The 24,989-nt window shown below is 37.8% G+C and carries 18 protein-coding genes and 1 riboswitch; of the genes, 16 read left to right on the top strand and 2 right to left on the bottom strand.

Going from position 1 to position 24,989, the window contains the following annotated elements; all coding sequences use genetic code 11:
* Positions 1-39: 39 nt before the first annotated feature.
* The 7 genes from ABXH06_RS02025 (at position 40) to ABXH06_RS01995 (ending at position 12,245) form a co-directional block, all read left to right on the top strand.
* On the top strand, positions 40-888 hold the full coding sequence (locus tag ABXH06_RS02025; RefSeq protein ID WP_353517100.1) for a cobalamin-binding protein: 849 nt from the start codon (positions 40-42) through the stop codon (positions 886-888).
* A gap of 43 nt (positions 889-931) precedes the next feature.
* A riboswitch (cobalamin riboswitch) is annotated at positions 932-1,068 on the top strand.
* 36 nt (positions 1,069-1,104) lie between these two features.
* Complete coding sequence (locus tag ABXH06_RS02020; RefSeq protein ID WP_353517099.1) at positions 1,105-3,024, top strand: TonB-dependent receptor domain-containing protein; 1,920 nt, start codon at positions 1,105-1,107, stop codon at positions 3,022-3,024.
* A gap of 324 nt (positions 3,025-3,348) precedes the next feature.
* Positions 3,349-5,244: a tetratricopeptide repeat-containing diguanylate cyclase gene (locus ABXH06_RS02015; RefSeq protein WP_353517098.1), complete on the top strand. Its 1,896-nt coding sequence runs from the start codon at positions 3,349-3,351 to the stop codon at positions 5,242-5,244.
* Positions 5,245-5,271: 27 nt separating this feature from the next.
* A complete protein-coding gene (locus ABXH06_RS02010) occupies positions 5,272-6,468 on the top strand; it encodes a hypothetical protein (RefSeq protein WP_353517097.1) in 1,197 nt (398 codons plus the stop codon).
* 14 nt (positions 6,469-6,482) lie between these two features.
* Positions 6,483-8,609 carry a 5-histidylcysteine sulfoxide synthase gene (gene ovoA, locus ABXH06_RS02005; protein ID WP_353517096.1) on the top strand — a complete coding sequence of 709 codons (2,127 nt, stop codon included), beginning with the start codon at positions 6,483-6,485 and terminating at the stop codon, positions 8,607-8,609.
* Positions 8,602-9,744 (top strand): pyridoxal phosphate-dependent aminotransferase, encoded by a 1,143-nt coding sequence (locus ABXH06_RS02000; protein WP_353517095.1) that lies wholly within the window; start codon positions 8,602-8,604, stop codon positions 9,742-9,744. The genes ovoA and ABXH06_RS02000 overlap by 8 nt, the downstream gene beginning before the upstream one ends.
* Positions 9,745-10,034: 290 nt before the next feature.
* On the top strand, positions 10,035-12,245 hold the full coding sequence (locus ABXH06_RS01995) for a carbohydrate binding family 9 domain-containing protein (protein ID WP_353517094.1): 2,211 nt from the start codon (positions 10,035-10,037) through the stop codon (positions 12,243-12,245).
* Positions 12,246-12,269: 24 nt separating this feature from the next.
* Here the strand turns inward: ABXH06_RS01995 and trhA are convergent, their stop codons facing one another.
* Together trhA and ABXH06_RS01985 are read right to left on the bottom strand one after the other, a co-directional pair.
* Complete coding sequence (trhA, locus tag ABXH06_RS01990; RefSeq protein WP_311578432.1) at positions 12,270-12,905, bottom strand: PAQR family membrane homeostasis protein TrhA; 636 nt, start codon at positions 12,903-12,905, stop codon at positions 12,270-12,272.
* 133 nt (positions 12,906-13,038) lie between these two features.
* Positions 13,039-13,257 carry an EF-hand domain-containing protein gene (locus ABXH06_RS01985; protein ID WP_303449056.1) on the bottom strand — a complete coding sequence of 73 codons (219 nt, stop codon included), beginning with the start codon at positions 13,255-13,257 and terminating at the stop codon, positions 13,039-13,041.
* 452 nt (positions 13,258-13,709) lie between these two features.
* On the opposite strand from ABXH06_RS01985, the gene ABXH06_RS01980 reads away from it, so the two are divergent.
* The 9 genes from ABXH06_RS01980 to ribD all read left to right on the top strand — a co-directional run bounded on the left by ABXH06_RS01980 (position 13,710) and on the right by ribD (position 24,972).
* Positions 13,710-16,670, top strand: a complete 2,961-nt coding sequence (locus ABXH06_RS01980; RefSeq protein WP_353517093.1) for a TonB-dependent receptor — start codon at positions 13,710-13,712, stop codon at positions 16,668-16,670.
* 216 nt (positions 16,671-16,886) lie between these two features.
* A complete protein-coding gene (locus ABXH06_RS01975) occupies positions 16,887-18,359 on the top strand; it encodes an alpha/beta hydrolase (protein WP_353517092.1) in 1,473 nt (490 codons plus the stop codon).
* 10 nt (positions 18,360-18,369) lie between these two features.
* A complete protein-coding gene (locus ABXH06_RS01970) occupies positions 18,370-19,116 on the top strand; it encodes an ABC transporter ATP-binding protein (RefSeq protein ID WP_311578420.1) in 747 nt (248 codons plus the stop codon).
* On the top strand, positions 19,113-20,276 hold the full coding sequence (locus ABXH06_RS01965; RefSeq protein ID WP_311578417.1) for an ABC transporter permease: 1,164 nt from the start codon (positions 19,113-19,115) through the stop codon (positions 20,274-20,276). Before ABXH06_RS01970 ends, ABXH06_RS01965 begins: the two co-directional genes overlap by 4 nt.
* A 36-nt stretch (positions 20,277-20,312) precedes the next feature.
* A complete protein-coding gene (locus tag ABXH06_RS01960) occupies positions 20,313-20,957 on the top strand; it encodes an RNA polymerase sigma factor (RefSeq protein ID WP_311578414.1) in 645 nt (214 codons plus the stop codon).
* Positions 20,954-21,667: a hypothetical protein gene (locus tag ABXH06_RS01955; protein WP_353517091.1), complete on the top strand. Its 714-nt coding sequence runs from the start codon at positions 20,954-20,956 to the stop codon at positions 21,665-21,667. Before ABXH06_RS01960 ends, ABXH06_RS01955 begins: the two co-directional genes overlap by 4 nt.
* A gap of 302 nt (positions 21,668-21,969) precedes the next feature.
* On the top strand, positions 21,970-23,226 hold the full coding sequence (glyA, locus tag ABXH06_RS01950) for a serine hydroxymethyltransferase (protein WP_311578408.1): 1,257 nt from the start codon (positions 21,970-21,972) through the stop codon (positions 23,224-23,226).
* 135 nt (positions 23,227-23,361) lie between these two features.
* Positions 23,362-23,817 carry a transcriptional regulator NrdR gene (gene nrdR, locus ABXH06_RS01945; RefSeq protein ID WP_311578404.1) on the top strand — a complete coding sequence of 152 codons (456 nt, stop codon included), beginning with the start codon at positions 23,362-23,364 and terminating at the stop codon, positions 23,815-23,817.
* Between the two features lie 27 nt (positions 23,818-23,844).
* Complete coding sequence (gene ribD / locus ABXH06_RS01940) at positions 23,845-24,972, top strand: bifunctional diaminohydroxyphosphoribosylaminopyrimidine deaminase/5-amino-6-(5-phosphoribosylamino)uracil reductase RibD (RefSeq protein WP_353517090.1); 1,128 nt, start codon at positions 23,845-23,847, stop codon at positions 24,970-24,972.
* Positions 24,973-24,989: the final 17 nt, after the last annotated feature.

Genomic DNA, 24,989 nt, shown 5'->3' with positions numbered 1-24,989 from the left:
CACTAAGATATTTACCAATGAAGTTATAGAGAGTTCAAGATGAAAATCAATACAATAATTGCTGTATTCCTTTCCCTAGTTAGTGTTAATTGTTTTGGAAATGAAAGTGTAAAACAGCAGGTTAACGCGGCTAAACGAATCATCGCATTAGCGCCACATATTGTAGAAAACTTGTATGCCATTGGTGCAGGGGATCTTATCGTTGGTACAACCGAACATGCTGATTACCCTGAGCAGGCTAATAGTATCCCTAGAATAGGTAATTATGCCAAGTTGAATATTGAGCAAGTACTCGCGGTGGATCCTGACTTAATTATTGCTTGGAAAAGTAACCCAAGTGATGACTTAGTACGTTTACAAAAACTAGGCTTGAACATAGTGTATTCTCAACCTGAAACCTTGGAGTCTGTTGCACAAGAATTACGTTATTTTGGCGAGTTAACTGGTAATCAGGCATTAGGTGAACAAAAAGCAAAAGAGTTTTTGCAGCAATTAACTAATATTGCTGATCATTATAAGGATAAAGCGGCAATCAGTGTTTTTTATGAGTTATGGCCCAGGCCACTGACCACAGTAGCCAAGAATGCTTGGCCACAGCAACAATTAAGCGTTTGTCGAGCCAGCAATCCGTTTTTTGATAGTGAAACCGATTATCCGCAAATTAATGTAGAAAACGTAGTGTTAAAAGCGCCGCAAATCATTATTCAGCCCAGCTCTCACGGGGTAAGTTCGCCAGATAAGGTGAATTGGCAACAATGGCCAGCAATACCAGCTGTTAAGAACAACGCTTTTTTACATCCTGATGCTGATCAATTACATCGTATGACCTTACGTTCATTAGATGAATTATCATTACTTTGTCAGCAAATAGATCAATTTAGACAGTAAGTTTAATAAGAAAACCAACGTACTATTTTCTTAATAAGTAAATAGTGAAATTACGAATTTAAGTGTTTAGCGAAAAACTGAACATTTTGGGAAACAAGTGAAAAACTTGTACTGCCCCCGCAACGGTAATTCAACCTTGGGTTGATAAGTCCGGAGACCGACTTAAATTCATCATTTTGTTTAACTGATGCGGGTGGCATTGGTGGCGAGGAGATTATGAAAAAAACACTTTTAGCGTCGTCGATTATCGCGACATGTACCTTTAACGCCTACTCTGTTTTGGCAGATGAACTTATTTCAGATGATGTTCAAACTGACGAACAAATGTTAGTGACGGCAAATCGTTCTCAACAAGATAGTTTTTTAGCCTTATCGGCGAATGAAATTATTACCCGTGAAGCGATTGAACAATTGCAAGTAACAAGCGTTAGTGACATTTTGAAAACAGTTGCAGGTATACATGTAGCAAATCAAGGTGGCGCGGGGCAAATTAGCTCTGTTTATACTCGAGGAACCAATAGCAATCATACTTTGGTCATTATGGATGGAGTAAGAGTTGGCTCAGCGACATTAGGTTCGGTAAATTTATCGGCTATTTCAGCGCAACAAATTGAGCGAATTGAGATCGTCAAAGGTCCACGTGCGGCATTATGGGGTTCTGATGCTATTGGTGGTGTAATCCAAATTTTTACCAAGCAACATAGTCAAGGTGAAGGGAGTGTTAGTTTTGGATTAGGCAGTAATGGCTTAATGCAAGGAGCGGCTTCTATTGGTTTTGGTAATGAAACCCATGAGTATACTTTGAACGTATCATCTGAAAAAGCGGATGGTTTTAATGCTTATTTGTCTGATCCTGATAATCCGTATGATATCAATGAGCCTGATGACGACGGTTATAAGCGTCAATCGGTTTCCGTGATAGGAAATAGCCAATTCACTGATACAATATCGATGAAATTAGTTGGCCGTTTTGAAGAAAGTAACAGTGATTACGATGCATCTTATCCTGATTCGCCGTGTTGGGACGATTATACCAAAGTGTGCCCTAGTTTTTATGCCAATCAACAAACCGCTGAAAATTATCATGTGAAAGTGGCAGGGCTTTATCAAACTGATAAATTGTCGTTCGAAGCGTCTATTGCGACAAACCAAGATCAAGGTGCAACCTACGGCAACGGTATATTAAAAGGCGATGCTGATGAAATAAAAACACAACGTGAGCAATTTTCATTAGTGGGTAATTATCAGTTATCGGAGCAAACGGGTTTTTCATTCGGTACCGATTGGTATCAAGAATCGGTTTCAACCAATACGGATAAAGTTTCGTGGCAACCAGGCTTTCAGGCTTGGGAGCTTGATAAACGTGCCGTTAGTGCTGTTTTTCTGCAAGCGAGACATCAAGCGAATCAGTTTATTTTTGAAGTAGCGGGTCGTTATGATGATATTGAAAACATTGGCAATGAATCAAACTATAACGCTTCAATAGGTTATCAGTTACCTAAAAACTGGTTAATTAGCATTAATAGCGGAACTGGTTTTAAAGCTCCTACTTTTAATGACTTATATTGGCCAGGATCCGGTAATCCTGATTTACGTCCTGAGAGCTCTACCACCAATGAAGTGTTATTAAGAAAACATGCTGAAAACTCGTTAATTGAAATTAGCATTTACGATACTGAAGTTGAAGATTTAATCGCTTGGAATCCAAATGAATTTGGTCAATGGCAACCGGCTAATATCAACGAAGCTGATATGCAAGGTATTGATATTAATTATTCTGGTAACTATCAAAACTTTGATTATCAACTAGCCTTTACTTTTGTCGAAACGGAAGATAAATCAACAGGTAAAGCACTGCTAAGACGTCCTAAATTTAACACTAACATTGTTGTGAATTACCATTGGCAAGAGTGGTTATTTGGCACTATCGTTAGCTATCGTGATGAAGCAAAAGATAGCGGTAATGTTGATTTAGATGATTACTGGATAGTGGATTTAACCACTAGTTATCAAGTGAACGACGCTTTAAAGTTAGCAGGTAAAGTTTCTAATGCTTTCAATAAAAGCTATCAATCGGCATTAAATTATCAAGCGGATGACACGCAATACCATGTTAGTGTTTCGTATGCTTTTTAATCTCAATTAGCCAAAGAATGGTTGACCGCTAGCAGGTCAATATCTTAACGGTAAACCGCTTATTTACATGAATAAGCGGTTTTTTTATTATGTTAAAACGATACTTTTTTGGGTGAATAAACGTATGATATTTCAACTAATAACTGATATTATTTATCTAGAAAATATGATTGTTTTTATTTCTGAATGGCCGCTCGATAGTTTAAATAGCGCCCTCCTTTTCTGATAGTTAAAGCGTAATTTTAATCGTCATTTTTTGAATGTTATTTACTCAAATTACGAATAATGATTAAATAGACAGGAGTGTGCTTCAAGGATGTTAAATTGTTGAAATTTATTTATATATTTAAATTTGTAATCATTACAATTTTATTTGCTTTTATGGTGAATGGTTCCGCGAATGAACAAGGCCAATTTGACATTAAGTCAATCAGCACGGCAAACCTTGCTACATTTGATGATCAGATATTTATTAATCCTTGGTTATCCCTACAAGCACTTTCACAACTGGCTCCAGAATATCCTAGCATGACAAAAGAAGCTAAAATATGGTGGTTGCTTCGCAAAGCTCAGTGTGAAAACTTATTATATTTTTACCAAGATCTTGACCAAACCTTGGCTCAAATAGCGCCGTTAATTAACAACCAAACAAATGTTGAACAACAAGCTCGATATCATTATTTTGAAGGACTTTCTCTGCAGCGAAAAGGCGGCTATCACAAGTCGCGAGAATTTTATCGACGCAGTATGGACTTTGCGAAACAAGGAAACTTCAGCCACCTCTATATTAAAGCAAAAAAAGAGTTAGCTTATACTTATAGCTTGGCTGAATTATTTGAAATCTCGTTAAAAGATATGCAAGAAGCGTATGTAGAAGCCTATGCGTTAAATGATCGCTTTTTAGTGGCAATCATCAACGAAACTTACGGGGCTATTTATGGCTATATGCTTGAACATGAAAAATCAATCGAGTATTACCAAAAAGCACTAGATAGCTATGAAAGCTTAAATTATAAAGCACATGCGTCAGAGGCAATCTACGGTATCGCTAGTACTTATCGTTATTGGCAAAAATATGATCTTGCTATCGAGTACTTTAAGCGGTATCAAAAAAATGTTGCTTTTACACCGAATGAAAATATTACTTATTTTGGTGCTTATGGCTTAGGTATGTCTTTAGCTGAAAAAGGTAGCTGCAATGAAGCCTTGCCAATGATAGAGCATGCGCTTAATTTAAATGGCTTAGATGATTATGATGCTGAATTGTATAAACGAAAAGCAAGCTGTTTAATTCAATTAAAGCGTTTTGATGAAGCTGAAATTGCTTTAACAAAAGTTAATGAGTTATTTCAGGCTTTACCTGAGTTAATGGGGACGGCTTGGCAGTTAGAATCGTTAAAAATTGCCGCAAAACTAGAAAGTGAACGAGGTAATTTTGAAAAAGGGTATCAACTGCTCTCACGATATAATGATAAATACACAAAATTGTTAATTAAAAATTCTTCTACACGCGCAATAACCATTCGTTCAGCAATGGAGTTAGAACGTCAAGGTATTGAAAAGGCATTGATAAATCAACGTTCTAAAGCTGAATTATTAGAGATAAGAAATCGAGAACAATCGAACATCCAACAAAGTTATTTAATTATTTTTTTACTGACTTTATTAATGGTTGTCATTGCTGTAGTGACTTTCCAATATCGTAACAATCGTAAAATGGCAGAGTTATCAATCACGGATCCTTTGTCAGGTCTTTATAACCGTCGTTATATTTTTCAATATCTTGATAAATTAATTGCGGCAACAACGATACCTAAGGGCCATTTATCGATCTTAGTTATCGATATTGATGATTTTAAAAAGATCAATGACACTTATGGTCATCCTATCGGCGATCGGGTCATCGAAGTGGTATCAGCGCTCGCAAAAAATGCCTTGAGAACGGAAGATGTTATGGGTCGAATTGGTGGTGAAGAATTCCTTTGTGTATTACCAAGAGCTGATACAGACATCGCTGAAAAAATTGCACAACGGATGAACAATGAAATTAGCGCCTATAAATTTGATGTGAAAGATGACAAATCTTTTTCCGTCACTATCAGTGTCGGTATCTCATGCTACAATGAAGAGGTAAGCGATTCGAAGGCTTTATACGGGCTAGCAGATCAAGCACTTTACCAAGCAAAAGAAACAGGTAAAAATCGTGTGAATGTTTTTTAAATTTAGCCCACAATGTAATAAAGTTTAATGAACTTATCTCTGTTATTAACCACTGAATTTACCCAACTCTCAAAAGAGATCATCGCGGTATTACAAAATTATCTTACTTCTTTACATTACACCCCGCTAATTCACTTCGAATTAGAGGGGTGTTATCAAATCAATGAGCAAGTAAAAAATCAGACAATTAATTTTTCATTGATTAACCAATCGCTTAAACAATTAAAGATTGATGGTGAAGTAATACCTGAATATTGGCAAAAACAATGGGAATATGTATCTTTATTCAACGGTCAACTACCACTAAAAGAAGCGGAAAATTTAGCGTTAGCTTTGTATCATATCCCCAAACTGTTTGCTCAGCAGGGTATTGAAAAAACCTTAATTAAGCCTGTTGTTTGGGCAGGTGATAAAGGAAAAGTAGCCCTTGGTTGTGACAATGTGTTTAGTGGTGAAACGCGCGATGTACATATTCCTAATGCTATCCAAATGAATGTAAGTGTTAAGAATACACGTGGTGAAAATATCGTGGCTGAGCGCTATTTTGGTGAATATTTGCAACAATGTTTTTTAAAAACAAGTTTAGGTTGTTGCTTGTTATATTTGCCTGAAGAAGAAGCATTTGAACGCTTTGCTTTAAAAACTAAATATGGTTTGTCGGCAGAATTATGTTCACCAACAGATATTTCAGGTGGTCACCAAGGAAGTATCGCTTTGTACAAAGAGTTGGGTAAACATAATCAAGCGATGGGAGAGCAGCCCTTATTGTACGATCAACATAATAAGGTTTTAGTCAGTGAAAGTTTTTGGCAAAAAACCGCCAGAATAGAACATAGGTTAGGCGCTTCAAGTATGTATTATAATCCTTATTTAAATGTCATATACGGCTTATTAAATGTAATTGATGCGATAGAGGCTTTTGTTGATCATCAGTGTCAAGACAACCTGAATGATAGAAAAATGCCAAAATCATTACCGCTATCTTTATATAGCCATGAAAAATCTGAAGGTGCTATTGAGCTTTTTGAAAAAGATAACTGGTTTGCTAAAAGCATTAATCGCATTGATGAGAAAATGCAGCAACAACCAGTTTATTCGTTAAAAGCTCATCAAGCGAATAACGCTGTAAATATGACTTTTCTCAAGAAAGATGAAAAACTAGGAGATAAATTAAAATCGATGATTTTATCTGCTTATCAAATTCAGTCTTTAATTATTAAATAGTTCGATAAAAATTTATGAATAGTACTTTAAAGCAACTAACCACACCTTTATTAATCGGTGAAGACGTCGAGCAAAAAAGGCTAGAATTGAAAAACTATTTTGCCAATACTTGGCAAACTTATGAGTCTTTGTTTGCCTTAATCAATGATGAAAAGGCTTATTACTTAAGACCTGAGCGCTTACGGCATCCATTAATCTTTTATTATGGCCATACGGCGACGTTTTTTATTAACAAGTTAATACTTGGAAAATACCTGTCATCTCGACTGAATGAAAAGTTAGAGGCCGTTTGCGCGGTTGGTGTTGATGAGATGAGCTGGGATGATTTAGACAGCAATCACTACCAATGGCCAACTTTATCTGAAGTAAAAAGCTATCGTCAGCAAGTTTTTACTTTAGTCAATCAATTGATTGATAGCATGGAGTTGATATTACCTATCAGTCAAGATTCGCTGGCGTGGGTAATTTTGATGGGCTGTGAGCATGAGCGTATTCATTTAGAAACCTCTTCGGTGATCATGCGTATGTTGCCGTTAAAATATTTATCGAGCACAAGTCATTGGCTTGCATGCAAAGATTCAAGTGAGCCACCAGAAAATGAATTACGTAGGGTGTTAGGGAGAACACTTACATTAGGTAAAGCAGACGATGATTATACTTATGGCTGGGATAATGAATACGGCCAGTTAACCATTGAAGTATCACCGTTTAAAGCCAGTAAATACTTAGTCTCTAATCAAGAGTTTTTACAGTTTGTTGAAGCTGGTGGTTATCAAACTGCTGATCTTTGGAATGAAGAAGGAAAGCAGTGGCTAAGTTATACACAAGCGAAAATGCCCCGATTTTGGCTAAAACGCGGAAATGACTATTGGCAAAGAAATTTACTTGCAGAAATTCCATTACCATTGAATTGGCCTGTCGAAGTTAATTACCTTGAAGCGAATGCGTTTTGTCATTGGAAAGATAAACAGACAAAAGGATTTATTCGCTTGCCAACCGAAGCAGAATGGTATTGTTTAAGAGAGGACATTTCACCAGATAGGCTCGATCGCCATGCATCGTTTAGTAATATAAATTTGGCGCATTATGCCTCTTCTTGTCCTATTGATAGTTTTGAACAACAAGGCTTTTATGATGTGATTGGGAACGTTTGGCAGTGGACAGAGTCAGCGATCGATGGTTTTGATGGTTTTAAAGTACACCCATTATATGATGATTTTTCAACGCCAACCTTCGATGGTCAGCATAATTTAATTAAAGGTGGCTCTTGGATTTCTACGGGAAACGAAACCATTAAATCATCAAGATATGCTTTTCGCCGTCATTTTTTCCAACATGCTGGATTTCGCTATGTGGAAAGTGATCGAGCTAAAACCCCGATAACTCCGGTTAACCCAATAGAAACGGATAAAATTGTTTGTCAGCAATTAGCCAGTCATTATCCTCACTCAACACATCATGAGGCTAACTTTTCCGTTGAACTTGCAAATGTTGTGCAAACTGTTTGTCGTGAATTTTCTGATTCATTGACTCCGACAAAATTACTTAATCTTGGTTGCTCTGTTGGGAGAGCCGCTTTTGAATTATCCGCCATGTTTGATCACATTGACGCCGTTGACTTCTCTGCTCGATTTATACAATACGGGGTGAAGTTACAAAATAATGAAAATGTGCGTTATCAATCGATTGTCGAAGGAGATATAGTTAATTTTAACGAAGTGGCTTTGGCGCAATACGTGAAAAATTATCGAGGAAATGTCCATTTTTCACAAGGCGACGCCGTGAACTTAAAACCGATTTTTCAAGGTTATGACGTGGTATTATTACAGCAAGTCTTAGAGCAAAGTTATGATCCCAAAGCTGTATTAGAAAATATTGCCCACCGTCTTAATAAAGGTGCTTTATTGATTGTTGCGACTAATAATACCTTTAATGAACAAGTCACTCAGAAAGAAAAATGGTTGGGTGGGGTTAAAATAAATGGCGAAAATGTCACGGTTTTTGAAGGTATATCACAAGTATTAATGTCAAATTTTAACTTAGTGACCACAACCAGCCTTCAGCAAACGCTGGCAATTAATGCTCATCAAACTCAACAAAGTTGTATCATGATATCGGTTTGGCAGTTAAAAAATGGTTAGTCATCAACCAACTCAAGATGAGTTACCGGCTCATCTTCAATTTACTCAATCTTTAACATGTCCGATTCACGGCAGTTTAAGTGATTCAACTGCACATAGCTTAACATTAGGTCAGCTTGTGGAAATGTCAGGGCAGGGACTTGAGAAAATCAATGCGCTTAAACTTGGTTATGCTTCTTTAAAAGGTCGTGTTTCATTACGTACTGCCATTGTTAACTTTCATCATCAATTGAACCATCATCAATGCCAACTAAATGAAGATAATGTCTTGACCTTTTGTGGCGCACAAGAGGCTTTGTCGGCAATATATCAGAGTTTATTACAGCCAGGAGATGAAGTTATTGTTGTAACGCCAAATTACCCATCTTTGACTCAAATGGCAGAAAAACTAGGGTGTAAGGTAAAAACCATTGAATTGTCATCGTTGCAAAAATGGCAATTTACAATTGAAGATATAAAAGCACAAATCAGTGAAAAAACTCAATTGATTGTCCTTAACTCACCTCACAACCCAACGGGAAGTATTATTGACAGTTCACTTGCCGAACAACTATTAACCCTTGCTAAAGCATATGATTGTTACTTAATTGCTGATGATGTTTCTCAAGCAAGTAACTATAACAACTTGGCTTTATCACATCGGTATTTAGATTATGACAAAGCACTGGTCGTGTCTGTTATGTCGAAAAGTTTTGGCTTAGCGGGAATTCGAATTGGTTGGGTGATCAGTAACAATGAAGCCGTTTTAGAACAACTATTAGTGGCGAAGAGTTTGAGTTCAATTTGTTGCTCTGCCATTGATGAAGAGTTAGCGGAAATCGCCTTTGAACAAAGTGCGAAAATTATCAGGGGTAATAATCAATTGATTAAAGTCAATATTGAGCACTTCAATACCTTTGTTCAGACACATTCTGACATATTTCAATGGCATCCACCTCAAGCAGGGTTGCTAAGTTTAGTTGAAGTCATGACTAAACAACCCATAGAGCTGTGGGCTAGACGTTTAGCTGAACACACAGGGATTTTAGCGTTACCGGCAACAATGTTTGGTCAAAAAGGCCAGTATTTTAGATTAGGGTTAGGAAAAAATAATTTTAAAAACTTATTAACAAAACTTGATAACTATTTAAGATGATAAAAAATACCTCATATCCCTTTCGCATTAAACCTTTACTACCTATTCCTTCGTAGGTTCGCTTACTTTTTATTAATCAGTTAGTTATGCTTTTTGTTTAAAATACACACTTTTAAAATATTTTGTTACATATACAGATAAACTATTTCATCATTTCAAGCGACAATACCTTTAGTTACCTCACCATTAATAACTATAAAAAAGTGAACATAACCATGTCGTTACCTATTCAATTAAAAAATATTATACCTTCGTACTACCTAAACAAGTCTATATTCGTATTTATACTAATGATGTTATTCAACTCTCATTATGCTTTTTCTCAACAAATACAATGTAATAGCCAAGTTTTGGCGGAAATAAATCAATCTATTACTGTGGATGGTGTTTTAGATGAGCCGTCGTGGAAACAGGCGACAAAAATGCTGTTAGCGTATGAAAACAATCCTGGTGAAGGAACACCAGCTCCGGTAAAAACCGAGGTGTATTTTTATCAAGATGGCACATACCTGAATGTGGCTTTCAAAGCGTATGATCCAAATCCAGAGCTTATCCGTGTTTCATTACGAGACCGTGATGCATTATGGGCGGATGACAATGTTGGAATTATTATTGACACCTTTAATGACGAACGTGGGGCGTATGAGTTTTTCGTGAATCCGTTGGGTGCTCAAGCCGATATGAAAATGGATGATACCGACGGTTGGAATGAAGATGATTCCTGGGATGCCATTTGGGATAGCGCAGGAAAAATAACAGACTTTGGCTACGTTGTTGAAATGAGTATTCCATTTAGCTCATTACGTTTTGCGGAAACACAAGAAGAGAAAGTATGGAATGTTGCCGGTTGGCGAAATTACCCGCGAGATGTTCGCATTCAAATGGCCACGTATAAACGTGATAGAAATATAAAATGTAATTTGTGTCAATTTCAACAACTTGTTGGATTACAAAATATTAAAGCGGGCAATAACTTTCAGTTAACTCCTACCCTGACGCTTTCTAAGCAAGATGAAAAGCCTGAGGTTCCCGGTGATTGGCAATCGGGGAGTGTGGATGTAGAGCCTGGCTTGGACATTCGTTGGGGGATCACCCAAGACATTGTTTTAAATGCCACGATCAACCCTGATTTTTCGCAGGTTGAAGCTGATGCTGGACAATTAGATGTTAATAATACTTATTCGTTATTTTTTCCTGAAAAACGGCCTTTCTTTTTAGATGGAGCCTCATACTTTGATACCGCTAATTTTAATTTTGTCCATACCCGCAACATTGCTGAACCTGATGTTGGGGCTAAAGTGACAGGTAAAACCAATGATCATAGTTACGGTGTGATGTTAGCAAATGATAACAATACATCCTTTCTAATGCCTGGTAATCAAGGATCTGACATTGCAACCTTAGATGAAAAATCAGAAGTCGCTATTGCGCGTTATAAAATGGATGTGGGCGAGAGAAATAATATTGGGGTCTTGATGACGCATCGGCAAGCGAGTCACTATAACAATACATTATTATCCGTAGATGGCAGCTATTGGATAAGTCAACGAGATAACATTAGTTACCAAGTTGCGCGTTCAGAAACCGATAATCCTGAGTTGGTGGTTGAAGAGTTTGACGTGAATAAAGAACAAAGTGATCAAGCGTTAAGCATAAATTACTCACATAGTACTCGCGATTATAATTTAAGAGCGAATTACAGCAATATTGGTGAAGATTTTCGAGCAGATTTAGGTTTTGAATCTCGTTCGAACATCGAACGTGTTGTCCTTGGCGGTAACCGTTATTATTATGGCGATGAAGAGGATATGTTTACGCGTTGGGGCTATTTTGGTGATTGGGATAAAACCTATGATCAAGATGGAAATATGCTGGAAGAAGAGTACGAGATCCATGGCAACTTACAAGGCAAGAAACAATTCTACTCAAACTTCGGTATTGTTCATCGCAAGCGACTATATGACGGTGAAATGTTTGATGAAACTCAATTTATGCAGTTTGCCAGATTTAGGCCAAGAAGAAATATTGAGTTAGGTACTTTTTATCGCTTTGGTAAACAAATTGATTTTGCTAATACTCGTTTAGGTGACGTCATTGATGTTGATCCTTATATAGAATGGGATGTAAATGAGCATGTTAAAATAGATCTAAATTATAGTTATAGCCAATTAGATGTGAACGATGACCGTATTTATACGGCGCATCAATCAGACTTGCGAATCGGTTATCAATTCGATATGCGGAGCATCTTAAAGTTTGTTGTGCAATATACTGATATTGAAAGAAATCCTGATCTATATATTTACGATGATATTGAAGATAGACCCGATAGAAATAGTCGCTACTTCTCTAGCCAACTTGTTTATTCTTATAAAATTAATCCGCAAACATTATTTTTTATCGGTTATTCGGATGGCGGCTACCAAGATGATAACTTAGATAGCTTAGAACGAGATCAGCGTACCATTTTTACTAAATTTAGTTATGCGTGGCAGTTGTAACTTTATACATAGTCTGTTGTATCATTACACATAAAACCACATCATAAAATAATGACAGGCGGCACCTGCTAATACAAACAGGTGCCAAATGGCATGGTTAAAAGGAATTTTATGATTAACGTAAAAGATCACGCCAAAGGCGTAAAACCCACCACCTAAACAAAGTAGTATTAAGCCATTAATATCAATAGCATTCGCTAGTTGTTGTAAACAAAATACCGAAACAAAGCCAAGTCCAAGGTAACTCGCTACAGAGAGCGCTTTATTGTGATTTTTACAACATATTTTATAAGTAATTCCTGCAAACGCTAACAGCCATATCAGGGTGAGCATAATAAAACCTAGTCGATTACTCAGTGTGATCAACATCAATGGGGTATAAGTGCCGGCAATTAATAAATAAATTGCGCAGTGATCTAATAACTTAAAGAAACGTTTGGCTTTTGGCGTAACCATCGCATGATAAAGCGTGGAAGCTAAGAAAAGAATGACTAAACTTGTTCCATAAATAGCAAAGCTTGCAGCTCGCAAAAAATCTTGCTGTTGCATGGCGTAAAAGACTAGTAAGGTTAATCCGGCAACACTTAACAGTGCACCAATGCCGTGACTAACCGCATTCGCTATTTCTTCAGCAAGGCTGTATTGGGGAGTTAATTGCATTGAGTTATTTCAGCTTACACATGTTAGCTGAAATGATAGCAGAGTATCACTGAGATAAAAAGAGGTTAGACCAGATTGAAAAAAAGAGCCTTTAAGGCTCTTTTAATAATTTATGACGAAAAATTAACGCTGATTAAAGTGCGAGTTCAATAACCATTTCTTTTAATTCTTCTTTCGAAATCGAATTATCATGGTTAGTATCAAATCGTTTGAAGATTGACTCACACATCCGAATGCCTTTGTCTTGAAGTAAACAATCAATCAATTCAACAAATTCACTGCGGTTAATGACGCCGTCTTTATCTACATCAAACACTTCAAAAAGCTCATCTACCCACTGATTAAGTTCCATCAAGAATCCTTAAATTAAAATACATCTTACCTATGACTTTATCGCTATTTGAAGGCGTTGTGAATGTTTAATTCTCTTTTTTGGTATTTATCGAATTATTTCTAATCGATTGTTCTTTTATTGATTGTTTAACTAGCAATGTTAGCTAGATAGATTTAAAAAATTAACAGGAAATATTTGAATATCATAACGATTATAAAAATTTTATTTAGTTTTTACCTTAAATACAAAATAAAAAATGGCGGGGTGGCAAAATAAAAAACTTAAACTGTAAACCTATGATTTATATGGATGTTAATGGAATGTTAGTACTTTTTACTAAATAACCATTGAATGATGACTTTTTGTTCAATAAACTATGGATCCAATATATTGTATACAATATGTTGTTAATAAAAATAAGCTGTAGTTAACAGTAATGAACATAACATTTTTCATATAAGGGTTTCACAATGTTTCAAAACAATAAAAGTGGTTTTCAGCCACGTAAGACCATTGCAGCATTAGCTGTAGGTACTGCAATTGCCTTGAGTTCGCCAAGTGTCCTAGCTACCGATGGTAAAGCGTCTATTCATGGTCATATTGAGTCAGTCGCTGGGACAGACTTAAATAATGTCGTAATCACCATAAAGCATGAAGGGAAAGGGATAGTTAGAACGACCACCACAACCGAAAAAGGTGACTTCTCGTTAAAAGGATTACCGATAGGGGATTACACAATTACGGTAACAAAAGACGGCTTCACTACGGTGAGTGAAGAACATGTCAATATTAATGTTGCTGGTTTAGTCTTTGACGCGACGATGGCAGACACCTCAAATATTGAAAGAATCGAAGTATCAGGTGCAAGAATTAGTCAAATTGATACTAGTTCTACGCAAGCCTCACAAGTTATTTCAACGGAAAGATTAAATCTATTACCTGTTGAACTGAACTCTTCAGCCATTGCTATGTTAGCACCAGGTACGGTTGGTGGTGATGCGTCCTTTGGCGGTGTTGCCATTGGTGGCTCTTCAGTCGCTGAAAATGGTTATATGCTCAATGGCTTGAATATTACTGATGTTCGTAAAGGTATGGGAGATATTGAACTGCCATGGCAAGCTATTCAACAAACTGAAGTGATTACTGGTGGTGTCTCGCCAGAATATGGTCGCTTCATTGGCGGTGTCGTGAACTTAGTGTCAAAGTCTGGTGATAACGAGTGGAGCTTTGGTGGAAAAATTGAAATTGAACCTCAATCGTTACGTGAACCTTACCCTTGGATCAATAACGAAGGCAAAATGATCCAAAGTGACACCACCAATTATGATGAAAAAGAGATCAATCTCTGGGCAAGCGGTGCAATCATTGAAGATACATTATTCTTTTATGGTTTATATAACCCACAAAGCGGTGATGGCTCAAGCGATAGTGATACTAACTATATAGAAAATGAGTGGGAGCGAGATATGTGGTTTGCCAAGTTAGATTGGGAAATCAGTGAAAACCACTCTATAAGTGCGATGGCATTTGATAATGGCGCGACGTATCAATCTAATGAATGGCGCAAAGATACCGATGGTAACTTTAATAAAGCAGATAAGCCGGGTGAAACCTTAGGTAAAGATGGTGGCTTAGTTTGGAACGTCCAATATACCGGTTATTTAAGCGATGATTTTACCGTATCGGCAATGTATGGTCATGTTGAAAATGAAACGGGCGTCCCTTCTGGAACACCTGAATTATCCAGAGTGTGGGATAATCGCGATGGTTACTGGGTACCCTTAGGAGATTGGGTTGGCAGTGGTGATAGTTCCACCAAAGATATGCGTAAAGTATATCGAGTCGATTTTGATTATGTGATGGGTGATCACACCTTTCGATTCGGCTTCGACCATGAAACATTGGAAATCTCAGATTACTATGAGCCCCATGGTGATGGTTGGTACGATTATTACCGTGCAGCCGAAGATGGCGCAGCGGGTTTACCAATTTTAGCCGGAGAAGAATATGCTGATCTGCGTATTTGGGGCAAAGAAAGTGAAACGGAAAACCAGTCAAATGCTATTTATTTCACCGACACATGGGAAGTTAATGATCAACTCGTACTTAATTTAGGTGTACGTGCTAGTGAGTTTAGTAATACAACAGGCTCTGGTGATAAATACGTTGATTTAAAAGATCAAATAGCACCACGAGTTGGTTTTACTTATGATCTGATGGGAGACGGCTCAAGTAAACTTTATGGCTCTTACGGTCGTTACTTCCAACCTGTTTCACCAAATACCAATGTTCGTATGGCTTCAGCCGCTTATGATATTCATCATATCTATCGTTTAGAAGGTGTGAATGCTGACGGTACGCCACAACTGGGTGAAAAATTACGTACCGACATTGTGGCAGACGGTACAGTGCCAGATGCAGATCAACTTTTTAATAACCAAGCTGAGTCTATGTATTCAGACGAAATTGTCATTGGTTATGAGCAACAAATCAATGATGATTGGGCAGCAGGTGTACGTTTAGTTTCTCGTGAATTAAAGCAATCGATTGAAGATATATCGTTCAACTATGGCATGAATCAATGGATCAAAGAAAATTACGCCAACGATCCTAATCTAAACGACTATTTAGTTGGAGGTTGGTTTCCAACATTAACAAATCCTGGCCGTGACGTGACTATGTCGTATGATGTTGATGGCGACGGAACCAAAGAAAGTGTAACAGTTAATGCTGATATGCTCGGTTTTCCTGACTCTAAACGTCAATATTATGCGGCAGAATTCAATGTTTCAGGTTATGTTACCACGGACTTTTTTATTGCTGCATCTTACACCTGGTCTCATAGTTATGGTAATACCGAAGGGCTGGTTCGTTCTGACAATGGTCAAGCGGATCCCGGTTGGACTACTTCATTTGACTACCCTGAGTTAATGGATAATGGCTACGGTAATTTACCTAATGATCGTCGTCATAACATTAAATCTTATGGTATTTATAATGTGACGGAAGACTTTAGCGTCGGTTATAACTTTTGGGCAAAATCCGGTAAACCAAAGAGTGCCTTTGGTGTTCATCCAGAAGACGATGGCTATTGTGTAACCGCTATCTCTGTTGATGGTGTGTGCTATGGACGTGATTGGTATGGAGCTGCATCCTTTTATAATGACGGTGTCGCGACTGCTCGAGGTAGTTTAGGTACCACTGAATGGGTTTACAACTTAGACCTAAACTTAACGTATCGAGTAGATCTTGAAGACGCTGGACTTTTAACGTTTAAGATGAATGTATTTAATGTCTTTAATAGGGATGGTATTGAAGGTGTTGATGAACAATCAGAATTTGATAGTGGGACCAATAACCCTCGATTTGGTTATGCCGATGACTTTCAAACACCGCGTTATGTGAAACTATCGCTTCGTTATGACTTTTAAACGACAATAGTTTTACGTTATAAAAGCCGCTGTTCTCCCACAGCGGCTTTTTGTTTTTAACCTATTGAAAATACTTTAGTTAATTGTCTTTTGAAACTTAATGATTAAGCCATTGTTACCTGTTGAAAAGAAGATTATTAAGAAAAATAAATAAAAAGTGTAATAAATATATTTTTCTTAAGACTAAGTAAGGGACATTTTAAAAGGAAGGATAAAATGAAAATAAATCGAAAAAGCATTTCCGCATTAACTATAACAATCAAAAGTGTTATCGCATTTGGTTTACTGTCAGTTCACAGTGCGGTTATAGCCAATGAATCGAACTTATCCCTGAAAGATTGCCATCTTGATGGTATTAAACAACAAGTACAATGTGGCAAATTACTTGTCCCTGAAAATTACGATAAACCTAATGGTGAAAAAATCACGATAAATTTTGCCGTTTTACCAGCAATTGATAAAAGCCAAAAGAAAGAACCATTAATGTTTCTTGCTGGCGGTCCTGGTCAAGCAGCTGTCAGCCTTGCAGGTGGGTTATATAAAGCTTTTAATGAAGTAAGAAAATCACGTGCGTTAATTTTAGTTGATCAACGTGGTACGGGTGAATCGCATCCATTACAGTGTGAAGAAAATATCAAGCAAGATGTTTATAGCACTATACCAGAAGAGTTTTCAGCTCAAGATGTTAAAGACTGTTTAGCGACATTTACCGGTGACTTAAGTCAGTATAATTCTGAAAATGCTATTCGAGATTTTGACGCAGTTCGCGCTGCACTGAACCATGAAAAAATTGCCATTTATGGAGGGTCATATGGCACTAGAGCTGGTTTGGTTTATATGCGCTTATTTCCCGAGTCGTTAAGTAGTGTGGTTTTAGATAGTGTAGGCCCTATTGAAGTACCTATTGGATTGTTTGGCAAAAGTGCCGCACGCTCTTTTTCAATGTTATTAGCAAACTGTGAGAAAGAAGCAAGTTGTCAACAAGCCTATCCCAATTTAGCTAGTGAGTTTAATCAAGTACTCGCTACATTAGATGAGAATCCTCTCTCTATCAGTATTCCGCATCCACGTTTAGGTACTCAAACTCCATTAGTTGTTAATAAAAGCAAATTTTTATCTACCATCTTTATGCAGCTCTATAGTATTGAAGGACGCTCTTTAGTGCCGTTGATTATTCATCAAGCTTCATTAGGAAATTTTGCACCATTTGCTGGATTAACGGCAATGAGTGAAGGTGGTATGAATATGTTTGTTGGCTTAACGTTCAATATCGTTTGTAACGAAGACATGCCAAAAGTCACGGAGGACATGATTCTTGCTGATTCTGATAACAATTTTAACGGTAATTTGAGTCATGTTGCATGGCAAACAGCTTGTCCATTGTGGCCTCAATACCGTCCAAGTGACGATTTTTATAATCCTGTAACTGCTGATATTCCAACCTTGATCATTTCAGGCGAACTTGATCCTGTTACCCCACCAAGTAATGGCGAATACTCTCATAAGACACTGCCTAATAGTAGACATATTATTATGAAAAACAGTAGTCATACCCCCGGTGTTTCAGGCTGTGCAATTAACGTTATTAATGAGTTTTTAAATAAAAAAGATCCAAATGACTTGGATGAATCTTGTTTAGATGAAATACCTGCTGAGTCATTTATGACTGGCTTAAATGGCGGCATATAGGGAGATAATTATGATTGAAGTAAATAATTTACATAAGAGCTTTACCTCGAAAAAAGATACAGTTAAAGCATTAGATGGTCTTTCGTTTCAAGCAAAAGATGGCGAAATTACCGGCATACTAGGGCCAAATGGCGCAGGTAAAACTACTTGTTTACGTACCCTTTACGGTTTGCTTTCGGCTGATGAAGGTTATGCCACTATTGACGGTATTCACGTAACAGAAAATCCATTGGCGGCACGTGCCAAGTTAGGGATCTTTCCCGATAAATTTGGTTTGTATGAACGCTTAACTGCCTATGAGCAAATTGATTATTTCGCGAGTTTACATGGCTTAACAGGACAGGCGAAAAAACAAGCCATTGAGTCTGTTTTGACAGATTTAGATATGCATGAATTAGCCCATCGTAAAACGGCTGGTTTTTCACAAGGTCAACGGATGAAAGTGACTCTAGCGCAAGCGTTAGTGCATCAGCCGCAAAACTTTGTTTTAGATGAACCAACACGTGGTTTGGATGTTATGAGTACTCGAGTATTGAGAAACTACTTAAGTAAATTTAAAGCGAAAGGTCACTGTATCTTATTTTCTTCACATGTTATGCAAGAAGTTGCAGCATTGTGTGATCGGGTGATTATCGTTGCCAATGGTAAATTAGCAGCGCAGGGCACGCCACAAGAATTATGTGAATTAGCAGGTGAAACCCAATTAGAAGAAGCCTTTGTAAAATTGATTGGTTCAGATGAGGGAGTAGCAGCATGATCCAGTTTAAAGCATTACTTTTTAAAGAATTAAAAGAAGCTTTTCGTGATAAGCGTGCCTTGATGGTGGCATTAAGCATGGGGGTTTTACTGCCAATAATGATCATGGTGATGTCAAAAGTGATGATCAAAGAAGCTGTTGATAACCCCGCTATCTATGTGAAATTTACCGGTGAGCAGTATGCGCCCAAGTTAATAAAAGCGTTTAAAGATGCCAATATTTTGTCATTTAAAGATGTGCCAGATGATGAGAAGCGTAATTGGAATGAACGCAATATTGATTTCATCATTCCCGACACTTTTGCTCAAGACATGAAGGAAGGTACACCGATTGAAATTATTCTACGGGCCGAATACGGGGAAAAATCCTTAGCATCGCCAATTCGTAGAATTAAAGATGTGGTGCGTGATTATTCTCGAACGATTGGCTTTAAACGTCTATTAGTGAGGGGCATTGATGTAAAATTATTGCAACCTGTTGATCTTCAAGAACAAGATACTTCATTACCGACCAGTAATGCTGTGATGATTTCATTAATATTAGGCATGTACTTAATGATGGGTGCGTTTATGTCTGGATTATCAATTTCCATCGACTCCAGTGCCGGTGAGCGTGAACGTAATGTCTTAGAAATGTTGTTATGTCAGCCAGTCAGCACGGTAAAAATCGTTTTAGCTAAGTTATTTTGTTCGAGCATTATCGCGGTGATCTCAATATCTTTGATGTTGACGTTAACCTCATTTTCAATGAATTTTGTCGACTTAGCTAAAATTGGCGCAACCTTTAATATCGACTTAATGACAACCTTGACGTTAATCTTGATGTTGATCCCCATTTGCTTTTTAGCATCATCATTACAGTTGTTTTTTGCCTTTCAAGCGAAAACATTTAAAGAGGCGCAATCGACAGTCACTATGTTAATTATGCTGCCAAGTTTTGTGCCGATGGCAATGATGATGATGGATGACAAGCCTGCTTGGACTGAATGGTTGCCAATTTCTGGTCAATCATTATTGATGGAAGACATCTTTAAAGGTTTGCCGGTGGACTGGATGGTACTTTTAGTGACCAGCGCAGCAACTCTTGCTTTAACAGCAGGACTAGTCATCACGTTAGCAAAAAAACTGACTTCTGAAAAAGTAGTCATGTCGTTAAGCTGATTTAACTTAGAAAGGTTTGTAAATTAATTGTTAAATATGAATAACTCGGTAGAATTCATCAGACAACAAGATCGTTTTCAAACGACATTCACTTATGATGCGAGTTATTCATTGAATCAATCTATAAACCAACAAGCTGATAGCGATAAAAGTCAAAGTCAGCAAGTAAAAAACTTCCAAGAAGTATTTGCTGATTGGATGACGGAGCATGAAAAATTGCTTCGTCACATCATTACAGGTTTTGAAGCGAAACCGGCAATTCAAGATGAGCTTTTTCAAGAAATCGCTTTAAACGTTTGGCGGGCATTACCAACGTTTAGATTCGACTCTGCTGTTAAAACATTTATTGCTCGAATTGCCCATAATGTTTTGGCCACGCATGTAGCAAAATCTGTGCGTACGGTAAAAGCGGATAAAGATTTAGCCGCGGTACCTTCAGAGGCTGAACAAGACTTAACTCAACCCACTCCTTTTCAATCACTTGACCAAAAGCAACGTCAACAGCGCTTAGCTCATGCTATTCGTCAATTGAAGCTTGACCAGCAACAAGTGATCACTCTTGCGTTAGAAGGCATGAGTTATCAAGAAATTGCCGAAGTTTTATCTATTACCACTAACCTGGTCGGCGTACGGTTACAGCGGGCTAAAAAAGCGCTAACGCAGTTATTGGAGTCGAAATGAAAGACAATGAATCATCGTTAAATATGGACAAAGAAACGCAAGCGTCTATAGCAGAGCAAACTCAAATGACCGACACAGACGAGGCTCATCACTATGCCGTTGACGATAATAATGCCGTTGATGAAAACAATCCTGATGAAGCGACAATTTTAGATGAACAATGGCAAAGTTTAAGCCAAGACTGGCAGTCGCAACCTGTTGAAAAAACAGATATTCAAGCTTTGTTAAAACAAACGAAACGCCGTACTACTTGGGCAAAAACTTGTTTTGCTTTAAATATCCTCGCTACTGCAGGGTTATTTATTTCATTTTTTTATGGTGTCATGATTGGCGAGTTTGGCACGCCATGGAATCTATATCTAGGTGGTGCCGGACTTATGTCGCTTATTTTTGTGTATTACGAAATGAAAATTCGGGCAAAAACATGGCGCCAAATTAGTGATAGTCCAGATCAAGCCATAGAAAACGCCTTAGCAGGCTGTGAATCTTCAATGAAATATATGTCGTTAACTAAATGGTCTTGTCTTCCTTTTGGTGTTTTAGCCAATTGGTTTGTGTATTCTGTCGGTAAAGAAGGCGACAAACCTATGTTGGGGGCATTGATATTTATTAATGTCTTTATTGCGGTAATGTTTTTAATCACAGAGTTAATTCATCGAAAACGTAAAAAAGAGTTCAAAGAGCTCAATGCAAAGATTTCAAACTTATAACGGAATACTCATAAGAAAGATAAATTAAATTCGGGATCACTATTGATAGCTGTGTTTTATTTGTTGTTCTTTGGTTTTTTATTCGATATATTATCTTCAAGACGAATTAGATTTCGTTATTAAAAACTTTTACCGCATTTTAACCAATACTCACTGGAATAGCTCAGTACAAAATGAGCTAATTCAAGTGGGTTTTTACATGTACAAATGAGCCTCTTTAGGGCAGAATGTGCGGCATTAAAATTGAACTTAACAAGATAGCCTGTTGGTTTAGCTGCTGGCTCATTACTTGAGGATAAAATATGTTTACACGTGATATGAATATTGCTGATTTTGACCCTGAATTATATCAGGCAATGAGTAGTGAAGTGGTGCGTCAAGAAGAACACATTGAGCTAATCGCTTCAGAAAACTACTGTAGCCCACGAGTGTTAGAAGCACAAGGTTCGCAATTAACCAATAAATATGCTGAAGGTTACCCAGGTAAGCGTTATTACGGTGGTTGTGAATATGTGGATGTTGCAGAGCAATTAGCTATCGATCGTGCGAAAGAATTATTTGGTGCTACTTACGCAAACGTTCAACCACATGCTGGTTCACAAGCCAATGCCGCTGTTTTCCAAGCATTAGTTAAGCCGGGCGGTAAAGTGTTAGGCATGAGCCTTGCTCATGGTGGCCATTTAACTCACGGTTCGCATGTTAACTTTTCTGGTAAGTCTTACGAAGCATTTCAATATGGCCTTCACCCAGAAACTGGTGATATCAATTATGAAGAACTTGAAGCATTAGCGCTTGAGCACAAACCAGAAATGATCATCGGCGGTTTCTCTGCATTCTCTGGTGTTGTAGATTGGGCACGTATGCGTGAAATTGCTGATAAAGTTGGCGCTTACTTTTTCGTTGATATGGCTCATGTTGCAGGTTTAATTGCTGCAGGTTTATACCCGAACCCAGTTCCTCATGCTCACGTCGTTACTACCACAACGCATAAAACATTAGCAGGCCCTCGCGGTGGTTTAATTATTTCAGGTTGTGATGATGAAGATGTTTATAAAAAATTAAACAGCGCGGTATTCCCAGGTGGCCAAGGTGGTCCTTTAATGCACATTATTGCGGCTAAAGCGGTAGCATTTAAAGAAGCGTTAGCGCCTGAGTTTAAGGTGTATCAACAAAACGTTTTAGATAACGCTAAAGCTATGGTTGCGGTACTTCAAGAACGTGGCTATAAAGTGGTTTCAAATGGTACAGAAAACCACTTATTATTGCTTGATTTAATTGATAAAGATATTACGGGTAAAGACGCTGATGCCGCTTTAGGTCGTGCTCATATAACTGTAAATAAAAATTCAGTGCCAAATGATCCTCGTTCACCATTTGTAACTTCTGGTTTACGTTTAGGAACTCCAGCAATTACTCGTCGCGGTTTTGGTCTTGAAGAAACGAAAGCATTAACGGGTTGGATTTGTGATATTTTAGACGATATTAATAACGAAGAAACCATCGTCAAAGTACAAGAAAACGTGAAAGAATTATGCTCACGTTTCCCTGTTTATAAATAGCACGTCGATTGGCGTATTAATTGATAATAAGCTTAATTGCTATTAACGTTTTTATTATCAATGTATTTAGATTAAAATGGCCGCCTTAGCGGCCATTGTTATTTTTGCGCTGTAATAAAATTTTTGGAGCGTTTCATGTATTGCCCATTTTGCTCGGCTACCGATACTAAGGTGATCGATTCTCGACTGGTGTCTGACGGACATCAAATTCGCCGCCGTCGTGAGTGTGTAGCTTGTCAAGAGCGGTTTACAACCTTTGAATCTGCAGAATTAGTGATGCCTCGCATTATTAAACGAGATGGTTCAAGAGAGCCTTTCAATGAAGATAAAATGCGCAGTGGTTTAGTTCGCGCGTTAGAAAAACGACCTGTAAGCGTTGAGCAAGTTGAATTGTCTATCAATAAAGTGAAGTCGCAAATGCGGGCAACAGGCGAACGTGAAATTAGTAGCGAACTGTTAGGCAATATTATTATGGGGCAATTGAAAGACCTCGATAAAGTCGCCTATGTAAGGTTTGCTTCTGTGTATCGCTCATTTGAAGATGTGAAAGAGTTTGGTGAAGAAATTGCCCGACTCGGCAGCGATAAATAATGCGCTAATTTGGCAAACATATTCCATATGAAGAATACATTTACTCCATCAGATCATCAATTTATGGCACAAGCTATACGATTGGCTGAACGCGGAATTTATACGACATCGCCAAATCCGAGAGTTGGTTGTGTGATCGTTAATCATGGTCAAATTGTCGGAGAAGGCTTTCATGAAAAAGCGGGGCAAGGACACGCTGAAGTACATGCGTTAGCAATGGCGGGCACAAATGCACAAGGTGCAACGGCTTATGTGACGTTAGAGCCTTGTTCACATGTTGGTCGCACTCCTCCTTGTGCAAACGCTTTGATTGATGCCGGCGTTAGTAAAGTCATTGCCGCTATGGTTGACCCAAATCCTCATGTTTCTGGTCGAGGACTAGCTTTGCTTGAACAGGCAGGCATTGAAACTTATTCGGGTTTACTTGAACAAGACGCAAAAGCGTTAAATTTAGGTTTTATTAACCGAATGACTTTAGGTTTTCCTTATGTGCGCTGTAAACTTGCCGCAAGTCTTGATGGTAAAACAGCAATGGCGAGTGGTGAGAGTCAATGGATCACGTCCAAATCAGCACGCCAAGATGTACAAAAATTAAGGGCACAAAGTTGTGCCGTAATTACCGGAGCGGACTCTGTTTTAGTCGATAATGCTCGAATGAATGTTCGATGGTCAGAGTTAGGTGATGCGCGGTTACATTACAAAGAGCAAGCAGTTAGACAACCGGTACGCGTGGTCATCGATACGAAAAATCGTTTAACGCCTGATTTAGCTTTTTTCTCTGAGGCCTCGCCAATTTTATTAATCAGAACTAGCATTGAAAATAATCAACAGTGGCCTCATTTTGTAGAAGAAGTGATCTTGCCAAAAGCGTTGAATAACGAGCACGTTGATTTATCCGCCTTGTTAAATACATTAGCAAAAAAAGAGTATAATGAGGTATTAATTGAATCAGGCATGACCTTAGCCGGTGCTTTTATTGAACAAAACTTGGTTGATGAACTTGTGTTATATCAAGCTCCCAAGCTGATGGGACATGAAGGAAAAGGCTTATTAAATATGCCTTTTGTGCAAGCGTTATCGCAAGCAAAAACACTTACCTTTTCAGACATTACTTTAGTCGGTGCTGACTTGAAAATCACCGCAAAATTTACCTAGCAATTATTAGAGACACT

Source organism: Thalassotalea sp. SU-HH00458 (assembly GCF_040362795.1).
In the GTDB taxonomy this organism is placed as follows: Bacteria; Pseudomonadota; Gammaproteobacteria; order Enterobacterales; family Alteromonadaceae; genus Thalassotalea_H; species Thalassotalea_H castellviae.
Note: the sequence above shows the minus strand (reverse complement) of the source record. Positions and strands in the feature narration are given on the sequence as shown.